At 62.4% G+C, this 16,770-nt stretch carries 13 protein-coding genes, 1 pseudogene and 1 riboswitch; of the genes and pseudogenes, 8 read left to right on the forward strand and 6 right to left on the reverse strand.

What is annotated here, in order from left to right; all coding sequences use genetic code 11:
- Window positions 1-148 precede the first annotated feature (148 nt).
- The gene (locus A9K68_RS05995; protein WP_065011264.1) at window positions 149-940 is read right to left on the reverse strand and encodes a hypothetical protein; all 792 of its coding nucleotides are present in this window, start codon (window positions 938-940) and stop codon (window positions 149-151) included.
- A gap of 523 nt (window positions 941-1,463) precedes the next feature.
- Between A9K68_RS05995 and glmM the strand changes: the two genes are divergently transcribed.
- The 5 genes from glmM (at window position 1,464) to serA (ending at window position 7,854) form a co-directional block, all read left to right on the forward strand.
- Window positions 1,464-2,816, forward strand: coding sequence for a phosphoglucosamine mutase (gene glmM / locus A9K68_RS06000; protein WP_065011344.1), 1,353 nt, complete (start codon window positions 1,464-1,466; stop codon window positions 2,814-2,816).
- Window positions 2,817-3,041: 225 nt separating this feature from the next.
- On the forward strand, window positions 3,042-3,872 hold the full coding sequence (locus A9K68_RS06005; protein WP_065011265.1) for an outer membrane protein: 831 nt from the start codon (window positions 3,042-3,044) through the stop codon (window positions 3,870-3,872).
- A gap of 189 nt (window positions 3,873-4,061) precedes the next feature.
- Window positions 4,062-4,811, forward strand: coding sequence for an outer membrane protein (locus A9K68_RS06010; protein ID WP_065011266.1), 750 nt, complete (start codon window positions 4,062-4,064; stop codon window positions 4,809-4,811).
- Between the two features lie 200 nt (window positions 4,812-5,011).
- The gene (locus tag A9K68_RS06015) at window positions 5,012-6,187 is read left to right on the forward strand and encodes a phosphoserine transaminase (RefSeq protein ID WP_065011267.1); all 1,176 of its coding nucleotides are present in this window, start codon (window positions 5,012-5,014) and stop codon (window positions 6,185-6,187) included.
- A 68-nt stretch (window positions 6,188-6,255) separates the two neighbouring features.
- Window positions 6,256-7,854: a phosphoglycerate dehydrogenase gene (serA, locus tag A9K68_RS06020; protein ID WP_065011345.1), complete on the forward strand. Its 1,599-nt coding sequence runs from the start codon at window positions 6,256-6,258 to the stop codon at window positions 7,852-7,854.
- A gap of 102 nt (window positions 7,855-7,956) precedes the next feature.
- Here serA and A9K68_RS06025 read toward each other — a convergent pair whose 3' ends face one another.
- Window positions 7,957-8,847, reverse strand: a complete 891-nt coding sequence (locus A9K68_RS06025; RefSeq protein ID WP_065011268.1) for a DMT family transporter — start codon at window positions 8,845-8,847, stop codon at window positions 7,957-7,959.
- A gap of 322 nt (window positions 8,848-9,169) precedes the next feature.
- Here A9K68_RS06025 and A9K68_RS06030 point away from each other — a divergent pair, with 322 nt between their 5' ends.
- Together A9K68_RS06030 and A9K68_RS06035 are read left to right on the forward strand one after the other, a co-directional pair.
- Window positions 9,170-10,468, forward strand: coding sequence for an adenylosuccinate synthase (locus tag A9K68_RS06030; RefSeq protein ID WP_065011269.1), 1,299 nt, complete (start codon window positions 9,170-9,172; stop codon window positions 10,466-10,468).
- A gap of 74 nt (window positions 10,469-10,542) precedes the next feature.
- The gene (locus A9K68_RS06035; RefSeq protein ID WP_065011270.1) at window positions 10,543-12,216 is read left to right on the forward strand and encodes a hypothetical protein; all 1,674 of its coding nucleotides are present in this window, start codon (window positions 10,543-10,545) and stop codon (window positions 12,214-12,216) included.
- A 115-nt stretch (window positions 12,217-12,331) separates the two neighbouring features.
- Here A9K68_RS06035 and A9K68_RS06040 read toward each other — a convergent pair whose 3' ends face one another.
- From A9K68_RS06040 to A9K68_RS06055, 4 genes and pseudogenes are all read right to left on the reverse strand, one after another.
- On the reverse strand, window positions 12,332-12,502 hold the full coding sequence (locus A9K68_RS06040) for a CcdB family protein (protein WP_246811302.1): 171 nt from the start codon (window positions 12,500-12,502) through the stop codon (window positions 12,332-12,334).
- A gap of 42 nt (window positions 12,503-12,544) precedes the next feature.
- A pseudogene (locus A9K68_RS32430) lies at window positions 12,545-12,786 on the reverse strand (type II toxin-antitoxin system CcdA family antitoxin).
- Window positions 12,787-12,842: 56 nt separating this feature from the next.
- A complete protein-coding gene (locus A9K68_RS06050) occupies window positions 12,843-14,666 on the reverse strand; it encodes an ABC-F family ATP-binding cassette domain-containing protein (protein ID WP_065011271.1) in 1,824 nt (607 codons plus the stop codon).
- Between the two features lies 1 nt (window position 14,667).
- The gene (locus A9K68_RS06055; protein ID WP_065011272.1) at window positions 14,668-15,312 is read right to left on the reverse strand and encodes a thiamine diphosphokinase; all 645 of its coding nucleotides are present in this window, start codon (window positions 15,310-15,312) and stop codon (window positions 14,668-14,670) included.
- Window positions 15,313-15,414: 102 nt separating this feature from the next.
- Window positions 15,415-15,529: riboswitch (TPP riboswitch) on the forward strand.
- Window positions 15,530-15,572: 43 nt separating this feature from the next.
- Between A9K68_RS06055 and thiB the strand changes: the two genes are divergently transcribed.
- On the forward strand, window positions 15,573-16,586 hold the full coding sequence (gene thiB, locus A9K68_RS06060) for a thiamine ABC transporter substrate binding subunit (RefSeq protein WP_065011273.1): 1,014 nt from the start codon (window positions 15,573-15,575) through the stop codon (window positions 16,584-16,586).
- Window positions 16,587-16,770 lie beyond the last annotated feature (184 nt).

A 16,770-nucleotide genomic window follows, 5' to 3' on the forward strand; every position in this document is an offset into this window, starting at 1 on the left:
GAGGGCCGATCTCCCGCAAGGGGGAGACCGGCCGTCACCTCCGCTTTTACAAACCTTCAGCACTGCCGGCACAATTTATCGCCGGCAACAGGAAGGCCCGCGAACCTTGCGGTTGGCGGGCCTTCCTGTCTTCAGGTGTTACTGCCGATCAGCTCTTCAGCGCGGCATTGCAAAGGCTGTAGAAGCCGCCACCCTTCTGGATCCACTTGAGGCCACCCAGCGTATCGGCCTCCTTGTTGGCGTGGTACTCGTCGCGGCAGGTGTGCATGCGGCCCTTCGCCGGGGTTTCGCTGCTATACTTGGTGGAGATCGCCTTCGGAAACGTCACACCCTGGGGAGCGGTGACGGTCGGCGTTTCCGGGTGGCTGGTGAGGCTTGCCTGATCGGCTGCCGGCATGGTGTCGTCGTCGGAACCACTGGCACCGCACTGGCTCATGCGGAAGTCGTTCCACTTCATGCCGTTCAGCGTGTTGCCGGTCTTGGCCGCCTGATACTTGGCGCTGCAATCCGCCCTGCTGAGGCCGTTGCCTGCGGTGGCAGTCGCCGCTGCCTTGGGCGTCTCTGCGGCGGGTTCCACCGTCGCGCTGGCGCCGGCGGCGCATTCGCTCTTGCGGAAGTCATTCCACTTCGTGCCGTTCAGCGTGCCGGCGGCCTTTGCGGCCTGGTATTTGGTGCTGCATTCTTTCGCCGTCGGGCCCGGTGCCGCGTCGGTAGTTGCAGCGCTGGTGCTTTCCGCCGCGGCTGGCGTGGCGTCGGCGGCGTCGGTACCGCATTCTGCCTTGCGGAACTGGTTCCAGTTCTGCCCGCCAAGTGTTCCGGCGTCCTTTGCCGCGTTATACTTGGTGCTGCATTCAGTCATGGTCAGCGCATTGGCGGGCGCCGTCAGGAATAAAGTCACGACGGCGAGACCCGTCAAAGTGGCAAGTCGATGGATGAGCATGCGTCTTCTCCCTCAGATGTTCACGATATGTACCAAGCAAGCAGTAGCACTCAACGGCTGGTTGCGCCAGAGGCTAAATGGCGTAAAAGCTGTCGGAAAGTGCATTATTTCGATAAAGTCGTAGCCAGCTCCTGTCCGCCAGGTAGATTTTCCCGAGCGCTTTTGCACGGAAAGCGCGCATAGAGCGGCCCACAGTGAGGGACTGCCTGACATGACGGGTTGGATCGAGTGTCGCCGCTGCGGCGCAACTGAATGCCCGATCCAGGGCCACTCGACCCGCGGATTGCGAGTTCAGTGCCTACTGACTGAGACAACAAAGAATCCAGATGCAGTCTGAAGTTCCTGAACGCTGCTGCCGCAACCAGGCAGGGAACTTGAAAATCCACGCACGAGCGTGACACAAAACACACAAAACAACAATTTTCTAAGGATTGGTGACCTATAATCATGCATTGTGATGATAGGGCTCGGGCCAATTTATGGCATGACGTGCCGGAAAAGAACCATCGGGAAGCTGGCTAGCATGGCAGGAAGTTATTTCGGTACGGACGGCATTCGCGGGCGCGCCAACAGGTTTCCAATGACGGCGGAGGTCGCCATGAGGGTCGGCATGGCCGCCGGCCTTTCGTTCCAGCGCGGCAGCCATCGCCACCGCGTCGTGCTCGGCAAGGACACCAGGCTTTCCGGTTACATGATCGAGAATGCGATGGTGTCGGGTCTGTGCGCCGCCGGCATGGACGTGTTCCTGCTCGGCCCGATTCCGACGCCCGCGGTCGCCATGCTGGTGCGCTCATTGCGCGCCGACATCGGCGTGATGATCTCGGCCTCGCACAATCCCTACTACGACAACGGTATCAAGCTGTTCGGCCCAGATGGCTACAAGCTCTCCGATGAGATCGAGGAGCGAATTGAGGGGATGCTCGACAAGGATATCGACCTGGCGCTCGCCGATTCGGACGGGCTCGGCCGCGCCAAGCGCGTCGACGGCGTCCATGACCGCTACATCGAATTCGCCAAGCGCACGCTGCCGCGCTCGATGTCGCTTTCGGGCCTCCGCATCGTCGTCGATTGCGCCAACGGCGCCGCATACAAGGTGGCGCCCGAGGCGCTGTGGGAACTCGGCGCCGAGGTCGTCGCTATCAATGTCGAGCCCAATGGCTTCAACATCAACAAGGAGTGCGGCTCGACCCATCCGGCCGGCCTGCAGAAGAAGGTCCACGAAGTGCGCGCCGATATCGGCATCGCGCTCGACGGCGATGCCGACCGCGTCGTCATCGTCGACGAGAACGGCGCGATCGTCGATGGCGATCAGATCATGGCGCTGATCGCCGAGTCCTGGCATCAGAGCGGACGGCTGGCCGGCGGCGGCATCGTCTCGACGGTGATGTCCAATCTCGGCCTCGAACGCTTCCTCGGCGACATGAACCTGCAGTTGCACCGCACCAAGGTCGGCGACCGCTATGTCGTCGAGCACATGCGTGCGCACGGCCTGAATGTCGGCGGCGAACAGTCGGGCCACATCGTGCTGTCCGATTTTTCCACCACCGGCGACGGCCTCGTCTCGGCGCTCCAGGTGCTCGCCTGCATCAAGCGGCAGAACCGGCCGGTCAGCGAACTGTCGAAGAAGTTTGCGCCGGTGCCGCAGCTGCTGAAGAACGTCCACATTTCCGGCGGCAAGCCGCTCGAGGAAGCCCTGGTCAAGGCGGCGATCGAAGATGGACGGCACCGCCTGGGCAAGGCCGGGCGCCTGGTCATCCGGCCATCCGGCACGGAACCGCTCATCCGCGTCATGGCGGAAGGCGACGATCACCAACTGGTCGAGGCCGTCGTCAACGATATCGTCGAGGTCATTTCGGAAACGCGCAGCGCCGCCTGATCCTGAAGCTTTTGCCAGTTTGAAAGCCCGCCTCCGGCGGGCTTTTTTCGTTGGCTTGCACGCAAATTCTCCGCAGAAATGACGCGAAAACTCTGAAAGATTTAGAGGTACATGGTTAACCGATACGGTTAAACGCGTTTTAACTTTTCCAATTCATTATCCACGACTGAAGCCAATCAGATTCGGACGCGTTCGCTGTGCCGAGGGTTCTCAGGGGTGACAAGCATGTTCAATACAGCAAGAATGGCCCTCTTTGCCGCGCTGCTCGCGGGCGTGGCCGGACCAGTGTTCGCCGCCGACTTCGTCGAGCCGCCCGTGGTCGAGCCGGCCCCGCCGCCGCCCGTCTACGAGCAGCCGGTCGAATATGGCGGCTGGTACATTCGCGGCGACATCGACTATCACTGGTCGAAGTTCCGCGGCGGCGACTACATCACCTACGGGCCGGATCCAGGCACCGGCCGCTTTGACAGCGGCAAGCTGGAGGGCGCCTTCTCGGCCGGCGCCGGCGTCGGTTACCAGATCAACCAGCATTTTCGCACCGACCTGACCGCGGACTGGATGAGCAAATCCGATTTCCGCGGCTCGACCAGCGGCATCTGCCTCGATGGAGATCCCTGCACTTCGACCGACACCTCGTCCTATACGGCCCTGCTGCTTCTCGCCAACGCCTATGTCGATATCGGCACCTGGCACGGCATCACGCCCTATGTCGGCGCCGGCATCGGCGGCGCCTGGGTCAAGTGGGATACGCTGCATAACGTCACTGAGGACGGTTCGTTTGAGCATAGCGGCGGCAAAGGCTGGCGTTTTGCCTATGCCGCCATGGCGGGCGCATCCTACTGCCTGACCGATCGTGTCAAGCTCGATGTCGGCTACCGCTACAGCCATATCGAAGGCGGTAAGATGTTCGACTTCGCCAGCGGCGTCGGTCCGGGCCATGACAAAGGCATCAATGTGCACGAAGTGCGCGGCGGCCTGCGCTACCAGTTCGGCAACTCGGGCTGCGCCCAGCCGGAGCCGATCGCCTACGAACCCGAACCGGTCTACACCAAGTAATCGCTTCGAGAGCAGGGTTGCGGACCGCCCGGCGAAAGCCGGGCGGTTTTCGTTTGAGTCAGGAAAGCGCATCAAAATCAAATCGCTAACGTGCTGTTATCCTTAACCGCCACTTAACCACTATGGTTAACAATGCTCTGAAACGGCGCTCGCGATCGCGAATGGCGCCACCTTCGGGAGCCAGGGATCATGACATTCAAATCGCGCATAGCGCTGGCGCTTGCAGCAATCGCCCTGATGCCGCTGTCTCAAGCGCTTGGTGCCGACTACGATCCGCCGATCTATGTCGACCAGGCGCCGGATTATGTGCCGGTCGAAGTCGGTTCGGGATGGTATCTGCGGGGCGATGTCGCTTATTTGCCGGAAAAGAGTTTCGAAGATGAGGACTTCGCCTTCACACCGGCGAGCTTCAGCGACAATGAAGATCCGATCTTTGCCAGCATCGGCTTCGGCTACCATTTCAACGACTATCTGCGGGCCGATCTCAATTTCGGCTATCTGCCCGGCAACAAGATCGGCGTCGGCTATGATGACGGAACGACCGTGGCATCAGCGTCCCTGAAGAACTACGCCTTCTCGGGCATGCTCAATGGCTATGTCGATCTTGGCACCTATGTCGGGATCACGCCCTATCTCGGCGCGGGTATCGGAATCGTCCAGAGCAATCGCAAGCTTTCGGCGAGCTATTTCACCGACAACAATGACCCTACCGACGATTTTGTTCTGCAGGACGACAAGACCCAGTATTCCTTTGCCTATACGCTTAATGCGGGCCTTGCCTATCAAGTGTCCAAGAATGTTTCCGTCGATTTGGGCTATCAGTATTTTTCCGCGCCCGACGCCGAATATGCGACTGCCGAGAGTCTAAATTCCTATCCGATCGACAAAGGGATCAGCAATCATCAGGTTAAGCTCGGGTTGCGCTACGACCTCTGGTAGGAGCTGCTCGGGAGACAATCAAGACGGCGGATCTTCGGGTCCGCCCTCGTTTTGGAGGCCCACGACATTCTCATCACAGGTGATCAATATCCTGCCAGCGACAAAAACTTTCCCCTTGACGCCTGACGCCTGAACGCATATCGCCATCCGTGGGCCACCCCTCCCCAACGAGGGGCCACTATCTGGAAGGATAGACCACAATGACGACGCGTACGAAGCCCGGACTCCGTCCGGAAAATCCCAATTTTTCCTCAGGTCCCTGTGCAAAACGTCCCGGCTGGTCGGTCGAGGCGCTGACCAATGCTGCGCTCGGACGCTCGCACCGCGCCAAGATCGGCAAGTCCAAGCTCGAACAGGCGATCGAGCTGACGCGGGAAATTCTCCAGGTTCCGGCAGACTATCGCATCGGCATCGTGCCGGCGTCGGACACCGGCGCGGTCGAGATGGCGCTGTGGTCGCTGCTCGGCCAACGCGGCGTCGACATGGTCGCCTGGGAGAGTTTCGGTTCCGGCTGGGTCACCGATGTGGTCAAGCAGCTGAAGCTCGCTGACGTGCGCAGGATCGAGGCCGGCTACGGCGCGCTGCCGGATCTGACAAAAATCGACTTCGACCGCGATGTGGTCTTCACCTGGAACGGCACGACATCAGGCGTGCGTGTCCCGAACGGTGAGTTCATTCCGGTCAGCCGCAAGGGCCTGACCATCTGCGACGCGACGTCGGCGGCCTTTGCGCAAAAGCTCGATTTCCAGAAGCTCGATGTCGTCACCTTCTCCTGGCAGAAGGTGCTGGGCGGCGAAGGTGCGCACGGCATGCTGATCCTCAGCCCGCGCGCCGTCGAGCGGCTGGAAAGCTACAAGCCCGCCTGGCCGCTGCCGAAAATCTTTCGCCTCACCTCGGGCGGCACGCTCATCGAAGGCATCTTCAAGGGCGAGACCATCAACACGCCATCGATGCTGTGCGTCGAGGACTATCTCGACGCGCTGCGTTGGGCGAAGTCGATCGGCGGCCTCGACGCATTGATTGCCCGCGCCGACGCCAATGCCGCCGTTATCGACGGTTTCGTCGACAGATCCGCATGGCTCGGCCATCTGGCCACCGACCCGGCGACGCGGTCGAACACGTCCGTCTGTCTTTCCTTCACCGACCCGGATGTCGCCACGCTTGATGCCGACGGACAAGCGGCGTTCGCCAAGGGCATCGTCTCGACGCTCGACAAGGAAGGCGTCGCCTACGATATCGGCGCCTATCGCGATGCGCCGCCCGGCCTGCGCATCTGGTGCGGCGCGACAGTCGAGACCTCCGACCTCGAAGCGCTGCTGCCGTGGCTCGACTGGGCCTTTGCCGCACAAAAGGCGTCGCTCAAGGCGGCTGCCTGAGTTTCCCGTGGCGGCCCTCGGGGCCGCCCATTCCCAAACGGATCAAATCTCATTTGAAGGAGGCCGCCATGGCGCCCCGCGTTCTCGTCTCAGACAAACTCTCCACCACTGCCGTTCAGATCTTTAGGGATCGCGGCATCGACGTCGACTACCTGCCCGAGCTCGGCAAGGACAAAGAAAAGCTGCTCGAAGTGATCGACCAGTATGACGGCCTCGCCATCCGTTCGGCGACCAAAGTCACCGAAAAGCTGATCAACGCCGCCACCAGGCTCAAGGTGGTCGGCCGCGCCGGCATCGGCGTCGACAATGTCGACATCCCGGCGGCGAGCCGCAAGGGCATCATCGTCATGAACACGCCGTTCGGCAATTCGATCACCACCGCCGAGCATGCCGTCGCCATGATCTTCGCGCTAGCCCGCCAGATACCGGAAGCCAATGCCTCGACCCATGCCGGCAAATGGGAAAAGAACCGCTTCATGGGCATCGAGATCACCGGCAAGACGCTGGGCATCATCGGCTGCGGCAATATCGGCTCGATCGTGGCCACGCGCGGCGTCGGCCTCAAGATGCACGTCATCGCCTTCGACCCGTTCCTGTCGGACAGCCGCGCCGAGGAGCTCGGCGTCGAGAAGGTCGAACTGGACGAGCTGTTCACCCGCGCCGATTTCATCACTCTGCACACGCCATTGACCGACAAGACGCGCAACATCATCGACGCCGCGGCGATCGCCAAAATGAAGACCGGCGTGCGCATCATCAACTGCGCCCGTGGCGGGCTGATCGTCGAGGCCGACCTGATTGCGGCGTTGAAAAGCGGCAAGGTGGCGGGCGCTGGCATCGATGTGTTCGAGGTAGAGCCGGCGGAGAAAAGTGAGCTGTTCGGCATGGAGCACGTGGTGGCGACGCCGCATCTCGGTGCGTCGACGATGGAGGCGCAGGAGAATGTCGCCCTGCAGGTCGCCGAGCAGATGGCCGACTATCTGATCAAGGGCGCTGTTTCCAACGCCATCAACATGCCGTCGATCACCGCTGAAGAAGCGCCGCGCCTGAAGCCTTTCGTCAAGCTTGCCGAAGTGCTCGGCGCCTTTGTCGGCCAGGTCACCGAGGATCCTATCAAGGAGGTCGAGATACTGTTCGACGGCTCGACCACGACGATGAACACGCGCGCGCTGATCAGCGCCACTCTTGCCGGGCTGATCCGGCCGCAGGTCTCCGACGTCAACATGGTGTCGGCCCCGATCATGGTGAAGGAGCGCGGCATCATCGTCGCCGAGGTCAAGCGCGACAAATCCGGCGTGTTCGACGGCTACATCAAGCTGACGGTCAAGACCGAGCATAGGACGCGTTCGATCGCCGGCACCTGCTTCTCGGACGGCAAGCCGCGCTTCATCCAGATCAAGGGCATCAACCTCGACGCCGAGGTCGGCCAGCACATGCTCTACACGACGAATGCCGATGCGCCCGGCATCATCGGCCTGCTCGGCACGGTCTGCGGCGAGAACGGCGTCAACATCGCCAACTTCCAGCTCGGCCGCAACCGGCCTGGCGGCGATGCCATTGCACTGCTTTATCTCGATGCGCCGTTCCCGGAAAACGTGCTGGAACAGGTGCGGGCGCACAAGTCGATCGACTCCGCCAAGCGGCTGCATTTCGATGTGGGCGCCTGAATAATGCCCGCGCGCCCCGCGTGCTCTGCAAGCGCGCGGGGCGCTTCGACAATGTGGCTGACAGGCTCTGGATTGCACCATGCGGCGTCGAATATTTGCCGGCTAAATCGCCATCTTCCTTCCGCTGTATTCGGCGAGGCTGATACCGCCAAGCACCAGCACCAGGGCCAGTCCCTGATAGAGCTGGAATGTCTCACCGACGATCAGCACCGACAGGAGCGTGCCGAAGATCGGCACCAGGTTGATGAACAGGCCAGCCCGGTTGGCGCCGATCAGTTCGTTGCCCCTGATGTAAAAGATCTGCGAGACGACTGAGGCGCCGATCGCGGTGTAGAACGCTATCGCCCAGCCGCGCGCATCGGGGACGATGACCTTGCCGGCGGCCACTTCCCACAGGAAGAAAGGCAGCGAGGTGACAAGTGCGGCAATCGACAGCGCCAGCATCAGGCTTTGCCAGCGTATAGCCGGCTTCAGCCGCAGCCCGACCGAGTAGAAGCTGTAGCAAAGCACCGCGATCAGCATGATGGCGTCGCCGAAGTTGAGATCCAGCTTGAGAAGCTGGCGCAGATCGCCATGGCTGGCTGTCAGGGCGACACCGACAATCGTCAGCACGACGCCGGCGATCTGCACCCGGTTCACACGCAGGCGAAACAGCACGAAATTGGCGAGGATGATCACGATCGGTATCGCCGCCTGCTCGATCGAGACGTTGATCGCCGTCGTGTAGTTGAGCGCCGTGTAGAAGATCGCGTTGAAGAAGGTGAAGCCGCAAGCGCCGAGCCCGCCAAGCAGCAACCAATGCTTGCGCACCACCGGCCAGTCCTCGCGCAGCGTTCGCCAGCCGAGCGGCAGCATGATCAGAACGGCCAGAACCCAGCGTAGGAAGACCAGCGTCATCGGCGAGATGTGGTCGACCGCCAGCTTGCCGGCCACCGAGTTGCCGCCCCACAGCAAGGTGGTGAACAGCAGGAACAGATAGGCGGTTCGATGCATGGCTAAAATTTCCAGCCGGGAGGGCAGGCGAAGGGTCTTTTGCCGACCTATTGTGGTGGTTCGCCCAAGTAAATGATGTCAAAGGCGAAAATTGTTGTGCCTGAGGGCGCTTTCGGCGGTAAAGAATGGTCGCGCTCGCCGGGTCTTGACGTTATAGAGCGACGTGCGTCCACTGGACGGACAAAGTACGCGTCTCAAGGCTTGAATGTTCGCATCGTGCTTTCCGAAAATCGATTCCGATTTTCGGGGGCCTATGCGATAGAAGCCTGTCGTTTCGAACTATTTCAAGCCGCTCCGAGCGGCGCCTCAAGGGAAAAGAAACATGGCCAATGTGGTGGTCGTCGGCTCGCAATGGGGCGACGAGGGCAAAGGCAAGATCGTGGACTGGCTGTCGGAACGCGCCGACGTTGTCGTACGCTTCCAGGGCGGCCACAATGCCGGCCATACGCTGGTCGTCGACGGCAAGGTCTACAAGCTGTCGCTGCTGCCGTCCGGGGTGGTGCGGCAAGGCAAGCTGTCCATCATCGGCAATGGTGTCGTCTTCGATCCGCACGCCTTCGTCGCGGAAGTGGCGAAATTGAAGGCGCAAGGCGTCGAGGTGACGCCGGAGCGCCTGAAAATAGCCGAAAACACCGCGCTTATCCTGTCCTTGCACCGGGAGCTGGACGGATTCCGCGAAGACGCCGCCACCAATTCCGGGACGAAGATCGGCACGACCCGTCGTGGCATCGGCCCCGCCTATGAGGATAAGGTGGGCCGGCGCGCGGTCAGGGTGATGGATTTGGCGGATTTGGAAACGCTGCCCTTGAAGGTCGACAGGCTGCTGACGCACCACAATGCGCTGCGCCGTGGGCTCGGCCACGCCGAAGTCACGCATGACGCAATCATGAGGGAACTGATTTCGGTCGCCGACGAGATCCTGCCCTATATGGACCGTGTCTGGAAGATCCTCGACGACAAGCGCCGCGCCGGCGAACGCATCCTGTTCGAGGGCGCGCAAGGCACGCTGCTCGACATCGACCACGGCACTTATCCGTTCGTCACCTCGTCCAACACGGTAGCTGGTCAAGCCGCCGCCGGATCCGGCGTCGGCCCGGGTGCCATCGGCTATGTACTCGGCATCACCAAGGCCTATACGACGCGTGTCGGCGAAGGTCCGTTTCCGACCGAACAGAAGAACGAGATCGGCGAGTTCCTGGGCACGCGTGGCCATGAGTTCGGCGTCGTCACCGGCCGCAAGCGCCGCTGCGGCTGGTTCGATGCCGTGCTGGTTCGTCAGGCCGTGGCCGTCAACGGCATCAAGGGCATTGCGCTGACCAAGCTCGACGTGCTCGACGGGCTGGACGAGATTAAGGTCTGCACCGGCTACCGTCTCGATGGCGAGGCGATCGATTATCTACCGGCCAGCCAGGGTGCGCAGGGGCGCGTCGAACCAGTCTACGAGACGCTGGAGGGCTGGAAAGGCACCACCGCCGGCGCCAGAAGCTGGAACGATCTGCCGGCCCAGGCAGTCAAATATGTCCGTCACATCGAGGAGCTGATCGGCGCGCCGGTCGCACTCCTTTCCACCAGCCCTGAACGGGACGACACAATACTTGTGACCGATCCGTTTCAAGACTAGATTCTCAGCCGTTCCGGGCATCGCGGCCGATTTGCGGGGGCCGGCCCAGAAACGAAATGCAGGTCAACTGAAGCATGGCAGATTTTGTTGGTGCTCTGAAAAAGACGCTCGATAAACTCGACAACCCGACGCCGGAGATACGCGCGAGGGTCTATGACAAGGCCCGTTCGACGATCGCGGACAAGCTGGCCAAGAACATACCGCCGCTGGCGCCTTCGGTCGTTGCCCAGCATAAGCGCACCCTGGAGGAGGCCATCGCCAGCGTCGAGCGGGAGTACGCCAAGCCTGCGCCGGCATCCGATCCGCTGTCGGAGCTGGAGGACATCTTCTCCTCCATCGACCGCAACAAGAACCAACCCAGCCACGTCCGGCAGCCGGAAAAGGCCGAGCCGGCATGGCAACCGGCAAAGACCGAGCCGACGTGGCAGCCGGCGCCTGCCGCCAAAGCCGCGCCGAATTGGCAAAAACCGCCATCCGTTGCTTCTCCGCCAGAGCGCACCGATGCGGTGCCTTCGGACGCGGATTTTCCGGCGGCGGACGAGAAGAGCGATACGTTTCGAGACGATGTATTTCCCAACGACGAGGAGCCGGCGCCGGACACCTTTCAGCGTCTGCGTCCTGCCGAGCGCAAGCGCAGCTATGGCGGGCTGATCGCCGCTGTCGTCGCTTTGCTCGTCATCGCCGGCGGCGGCTACGGCGTCTGGCTGAACAAGGACGCGTTCAGCAACATGATGGGTCTCAACAGCACGACTGTTGCAACCATAGAACCGTTGGTGAAGCCGACCCCGGCCGAGCCGGCTACCGAGGCCGCGGCAAGGCCCCCGGCCGCCGCGGCTCCAACGGATGCCGAGGGCACAAAGTTCACCCAGCGGCTGACACCGGAGGGCGGTGAGGTCGATCCCGGCCCCGCTTCAGGACAAAGCGGTATCGGAGAGGGCGAATCCGTCGCAGCACTGACCACACCGCCGCCGGCCGCACCTGCGCCTACAGCGCCGGCCGGCGATACGCCAGACACGACTGCGCCCGCCACGCCGGGCGCTGCCCCCACAACACCGCCTGCCGATGAAGCAACGCCGGCGCCGGCGGCGCCGACCGATAGCGCAGCCGCGCCGGCAGCGCCGGCCCCGGGTGCTGCGCCGGCCCCGGGTGCTGCGCCGGCCGCGCCAACAGCCGCGCCTGCGGAAACCGCGCTGGCGGTCGGCCAAAAGGCAATCTTCTACGAGGAGCGTACCAGCACCGCCCAAGGCTCGGCCGAGCCCGGCAGCATCGTCTGGTCGCTGGTGCAGGAATCGCCCGGCGGCAATTTGCCGCCCGAGCCGGCAATCCGCGCCGAAGCGAGCATTCCAGGCAAGGACGTGCAGCTGCGCATGACCATCCGCCGCAACACCGACCAGACACTGCCGGCCAGCCATATCATCGAGATGATTTTCCTGACGCCCGATGGTTTCGACGGCGGCGGCGTCGACAATATCCTGCGCGTCGCCATGAAGGGCTCTGAACAGGATGCCGGCAGCCCGCTGATCGGCATCCCGGCCAAGATCGCCGACGGCTTCTTCCTGGTCGCTCTCAACGACACCAAGGCGGACGAAGACGCCAATCTGACCCTGCTCCGGGGGCAGAACTGGATCGACGTGCCGGTCGTCTACAAGACCGGACGGCGGGCGCTGCTCACCATGGAAAAGGGCATTCCCGGCGACAGGGTGTTCGACGAGGCGCTGAAGGCCTGGCAAACAAAGACGGCGGGCTGAGGCCGGCTCACCAGCCTCAACGCTCCCTTTGGCTCAGAAGCCTTGGAACAGCATGTCGAGTGCGGCCACGATGTCGTCGTGACGACTGGAAAGATTTCCTTCGGCAGCAGGCAATTCAGAAGCCCATCAAGGCTGATATGAATTCTGTCACCATGACATGGTCACTGCCGTTGATCGTGAAGGTGGGGTTTAGCCGGCGGCCCGGCACCGGGGCCGTGGGCGGCATCAACGGGATGACAACCCTGGTGTTTAGACTTTTAAGAAGATCAGCCTGAACGTCGAGCATAGCCGTCGCCTTCAGCTCTCCGGTAGAAATCGTAACGCGCCATCAAAACGGCCGGTACTTGGCCAGTGGCAGTCCGTTGCGCCTGACATAGTCGTTAGAGCTCTCGATCGTCTCCCTGTTTTCCTCCTGCCACCGGCGCGTTTTTTCGGCTGAAATCGCCTTGGCGATACCCTCCTCGGCGGCGCGAGATAGTTAATACCGAGCGCCTTGGCGTCTTCGATCAATCTGGAATCGATGGAGGTATTGACCGATTTTCGTTGGCCTTTTGGAGTCGATTGAAACATGGAGCAGCTCCCATTCATGCGCATAAGATAGGCGCATGAGAACACGCATGAAATCCCTACCCCTCCATCTCCTCGCGCAGCATCTCCAGCTCCAGCCATTCCTCCTCGAGCGCTGCCAGCGTGGCGCGCTCCTTATCGAGGGCGGCGATGGTTTTCTGGAATGAGGCCGGGTCGCGCTCGTAATACGCCGGGTCGGCGATGTTGTTCTCCAGCCGTGAGATCGAGGCGTTCACCGCCTCGATCTTCTTCGGCAGTGATTCCAGCGCGAATTTCTGCTTGAACGACAGTTTCTTTGCCGGACCCTTCGGCGCAGCTGCTTCGGTCCTGCCTGCCGCCGCCACTTCGCTGGTCTCCGCCTTTGGCGGCCGTGGCTTGCGGTTGTCCAGCCTGGTGCCGCCGCGCTGCGCCAGCATGTCGGAATAGCCGCCGGCATATTCGATCCAGCGGCCGCCGCCGTCCGGCGCGATCAGGCTGGTCACGGTGCGATCGAGGAAATCGCGGTCGTGGCTAACCAGGATGACGGTACCGGCAAAACCGGCGACCAGTTCCTGAAGCAGTTCCAGTGTCTCCATGTCGAGATCGTTGGTCGGCTCGTCGAGCACCAGCAGGTTTGCCGGCCGCGCCAGCACACGGGCGAGCAGCAGCCGCGCCCGCTCGCCGCCCGAAAGCTCGCGCACCGGCGTGCGCGCCTGTTCCGGCTTGAACAGGAAATCCTTCATATAGGAGACGACGTGGCGCTGCTCGCCATTGATGACAAGGTTCTCGCCGCGCCCGTCGGTGAGGTATTGCGCCAGCGTTTCGGCCCGGTCGTCCGCCTCGCGCTTCTGGTCGAGCGTGGCGATCTCCAGATTGGTGCCGAGCCGCACCGAGCCTGAGTCCGGCTTCAATTCGCCGGTCAGCATCTTCAGCAGCGTCGTCTTGCCGGCGCCGTTCGGCCCGACCAGGCCGACACGATCGCCGCGCTGGATGCGGATCGAGAAGCCCTTGACCACGGTAAGATCGCCAAAGCTCTTCTCGATGTTCTTGGCCTCGATCACCAGCTTGCCGGATTCGGCGGCGTCGCTGGCCACCATGGTCGCCGCACCCTCGGCGCCGCGGTGGCCACGAAAACGCTGGCGCATGGTCTGCAGTTCGCCGAGCCGGCGCATGTTGCGCTTGCGCCTTGCCGTCACGCCGTAGCGCAACCAGTGCTCCTCGCGTACGATCTGGCGGCCAAGCTTGTGCTGCTCGCGCTCTTCTTCTTCCAGCACGTTGTCGCGCCATTCCTCGAAATGGCCAAAGCCCTTGTCGAGCCTGCGGGTCTGGCCGCGATCGAGCCAGACAGTGGCGCGTGACACGCGCTCGAGGAAACGGCGGTCGTGCGAGATGACGATCAGCGCCGAAGAGGTGCGGGCAAGCTCCTCCTCCAGCCACTCGATGACCGACAGGTCGAGATGGTTGGTCGGCTCATCAAGGAGGAGAATGTCGGGCTCCGGCGCCATGACGCGGGCGAGGGCAGCACGGCGCGCCTCGCCGCCGGAGAGATCGTTCGGCGGTTCCTCGCCGGACAGGCCGAGATGCTCCATCAGATAGGCGGCGCGGTAGGGATCGTCGGCGGGTCCGAGCCCCGCCTCGACATAGGCGCGGACGCTGGCGAAACCGTCCATGTCGGGCATTTGCGGCAGGTAGCGCACTGTCGCCGAAGGCTGGCGGAACACCTCGCCGTCCTGCGGCTCGATCAATCCCGCAGCGATCTTGAGCAACGTCGATTTGCCCGAGCCGTTGCGGCCGACCAAAGCGATCTTGTCGCCCGCCGACGCCATCAGTTCCGCTCCGTCGAGCAGCGGCGTGCCACCGAAGGTCAGTTTTATCCCGTCGAGATTGAGAAGTGGCGGCGCCATGTCAGCTTTCGGTAAGCGGGAATGGGTGGGCGAGCAACAGCGCGCGGCCGCTGCCCAGCGCGATTTCGAGCCGGCCCTTGACCTCATTGGAAATGGTCAGCGACGAGCCGAACGCCACCTCGATATGGTTCAGCGGCCATTTGGCGCCGGTCACGGTCAGGCCGGAAAGGTCGGAAAAGCCGAGAATCGAAAACAGCGTGCCATCCGCGTAGTCGAAGCCGGCCTTTCCGCGAAGCAAGGGGGTGCCTTCCTGTGCGCCGCTGGTCAAAAGCACGTCCGTCCCTGCCTCGGCCAGTCGGACGCTGAGCGCCAGGTGCAAGAAGGCGTGGTCGGTCCGCTTGCCACCGAACGCGCCGGCAAGCACGAGGCTGGTCGCGCCGCGTTCGAGCGCGGCGGCGATAGCCAGTTCGCCGTCGGTCTTGTCCTTTTCTGCCGGAAACACCTGGCGGGGCACGGCGGCCAGCTCGTCCGGCAGCTCCGCCGGCACCGAATCGAAGTCGCCGACCCAGAGTTCCGGCGTCAGGCTCAGCGTCCGGGCATGGCTCATGCCGGCGTCGGCGGCGATGACACGCGTGCCAGCGACCTGGCGGTCGAGCAGCGGCGTGCGGATAAGATCGCCGCCAAGCAGGATGGTGAATTTGCTCATATGCGTGGCCCTTACCAGCCCTGCTTGCGAAACGGAAGGCCGCGTTCCGGATGCCCGGCAAACTTCCGCTTGCGCCACACCTGGGCCGGGCCTATGTGTCGAAACGCTCTAACGGGGTGCTGGACGCGATCTTCGCGGACCAGCTGAGAGGCAACCATGCCAACCCGCTGAACCTGATCCGGTTTGTACCGGCGGAGGGATTAGACGTTTCGGACAGCCCGACGCCTCAATTCCTTTCAACGTGAACGAAGGAGGCGCCGATGCGCACGTTTTCATACACTCTTGTTTCGGCAATGCTGCTTGCGGCGGCCCTTCTCGCCGGCATCGGGCCGGCATCCGCGCAGGAAAAACTCACCGTCTATACCTATGAGAGCTTCACCGCCGACTGGGGTCCAGGCCCCGCGGTGAAGAAGGCCTTCGAGGCCGAATGCGGCTGTACTCTCGAATTCGTCGCGGTCGCCGACGGCGTCGCCCTGCTCAACCGCGTCAAGCTGGAAGGCGCCGCAACCAAGGCCGACATCGTGCTCGGCCTCGACACAAATCTGACGGCCGAAGCCAAGGCCACCGGCCTGTTTTCGCCGCATGGCGTCGTCATCGACGTCAATGTGCCGGGTGGCTGGAGCGACAATATTTTCGTGCCGTTCGACTATGGCTATTTCGCCGTCGTCTACGACACCGAAAAGCTAAAGACCCCGCCGAAGAGCCTGAAGGAATTGGTCGACGGCAATGCCGATGAGAAGATCGTCATCCAGGATCCGCGCACCTCGACGCCCGGTCTCGGCCTGCTGTTGTGGGTGAGGTCGGTCTATGGCGACAAGGCGCCGGAAGCCTGGGCCAAGCTTAAGGCAAAGGTGCTCACCGTGACGCCGGGCTGGAGCGAGGCCTATGGCCTGTTCACCAAGGGTGAGGCGCCGATGGTGCTGTCCTATACCACGTCGCCGGCCTATCACATGGTCGCCGAAAACACCGAACGCTATCAGGCGGCGTCCTTCGAGGAGGGCGAGTATCTGCAGATCGAGGTTGCCGGCTTAACCACCACGGGTGCGAAGAACCGGTTGGCGAAACAGTTCTTGACTTTCATGACCGGGCCGAAATTCCAGGATGTCATCCCCGAGACCAACTGGATGTTTCCTGCCGGCAAAACTGACAAGCCGCTCAATCCGGCCTTCGACAAGCTCGTCAAGCCGACCAAGACTTTGCTGTTCAGCCCCGAAGAGGTCGCCGCCAACCGCAAGGCCTGGGTCGACGAATGGCTGTCGGTGATGAGCAAGTAGTTTGTGATTGAAAGATGATCACTTTACGGTGCCCCCCTCTGTCCTGCCGGACATCTCCCCCTCAAGGGGGGAGATCGGATGTCACTTCCGCTTTCGCCAATCGAAGTCGAAAGATTGAGGCGAGGGTAAAGCTGCCAATCTCCCCCCTTGAGGGGGAGATGCCAAGTTTTGGCAAGGAGGGCAG

This window comes from Mesorhizobium sp. AA22, assembly GCF_001672375.2.
Lineage (GTDB): Bacteria > Pseudomonadota > Alphaproteobacteria > Rhizobiales > Rhizobiaceae > Mesorhizobium > Mesorhizobium wenxiniae.

What these genes read in the sequence shown, in the direction of transcription:
- A9K68_RS05995 (WP_065011264.1), bottom strand. Translation starts at nt 940, where the DNA reads ATGCTCATCCATCGACTTGCCACTTTGACGGGTCTCGCCGTCGTGACT.
- glmM (WP_065011344.1), top strand. Translation starts at nt 1,464, where the DNA reads ATGGCAGGAAGTTATTTCGGTACGGACGGCATTCGCGGGCGCGCCAAC.
- A9K68_RS06005 (WP_065011265.1), top strand. Translation starts at nt 3,042, where the DNA reads ATGTTCAATACAGCAAGAATGGCCCTCTTTGCCGCGCTGCTCGCGGGC.
- A9K68_RS06010 (WP_065011266.1), top strand. Translation starts at nt 4,062, where the DNA reads ATGACATTCAAATCGCGCATAGCGCTGGCGCTTGCAGCAATCGCCCTG.
- A9K68_RS06015 (WP_065011267.1), top strand. Translation starts at nt 5,012, where the DNA reads ATGACGACGCGTACGAAGCCCGGACTCCGTCCGGAAAATCCCAATTTT.
- serA (WP_065011345.1), top strand. Translation starts at nt 6,256, where the DNA reads ATGGCGCCCCGCGTTCTCGTCTCAGACAAACTCTCCACCACTGCCGTT.
- A9K68_RS06025 (WP_065011268.1), bottom strand. Translation starts at nt 8,847, where the DNA reads ATGCATCGAACCGCCTATCTGTTCCTGCTGTTCACCACCTTGCTGTGG.
- A9K68_RS06030 (WP_065011269.1), top strand. Translation starts at nt 9,170, where the DNA reads ATGGCCAATGTGGTGGTCGTCGGCTCGCAATGGGGCGACGAGGGCAAA.
- A9K68_RS06035 (WP_065011270.1), top strand. Translation starts at nt 10,543, where the DNA reads ATGGCAGATTTTGTTGGTGCTCTGAAAAAGACGCTCGATAAACTCGAC.
- A9K68_RS06040 (WP_246811302.1), bottom strand. Translation starts at nt 12,502, where the DNA reads ATGCTCGACGTTCAGGCTGATCTTCTTAAAAGTCTAAACACCAGGGTT.
- A9K68_RS06050 (WP_065011271.1), bottom strand. Translation starts at nt 14,666, where the DNA reads ATGGCGCCGCCACTTCTCAATCTCGACGGGATAAAACTGACCTTCGGT.
- A9K68_RS06055 (WP_065011272.1), bottom strand. Translation starts at nt 15,312, where the DNA reads ATGAGCAAATTCACCATCCTGCTTGGCGGCGATCTTATCCGCACGCCG.
- thiB (WP_065011273.1), top strand. Translation starts at nt 15,573, where the DNA reads ATGCGCACGTTTTCATACACTCTTGTTTCGGCAATGCTGCTTGCGGCG.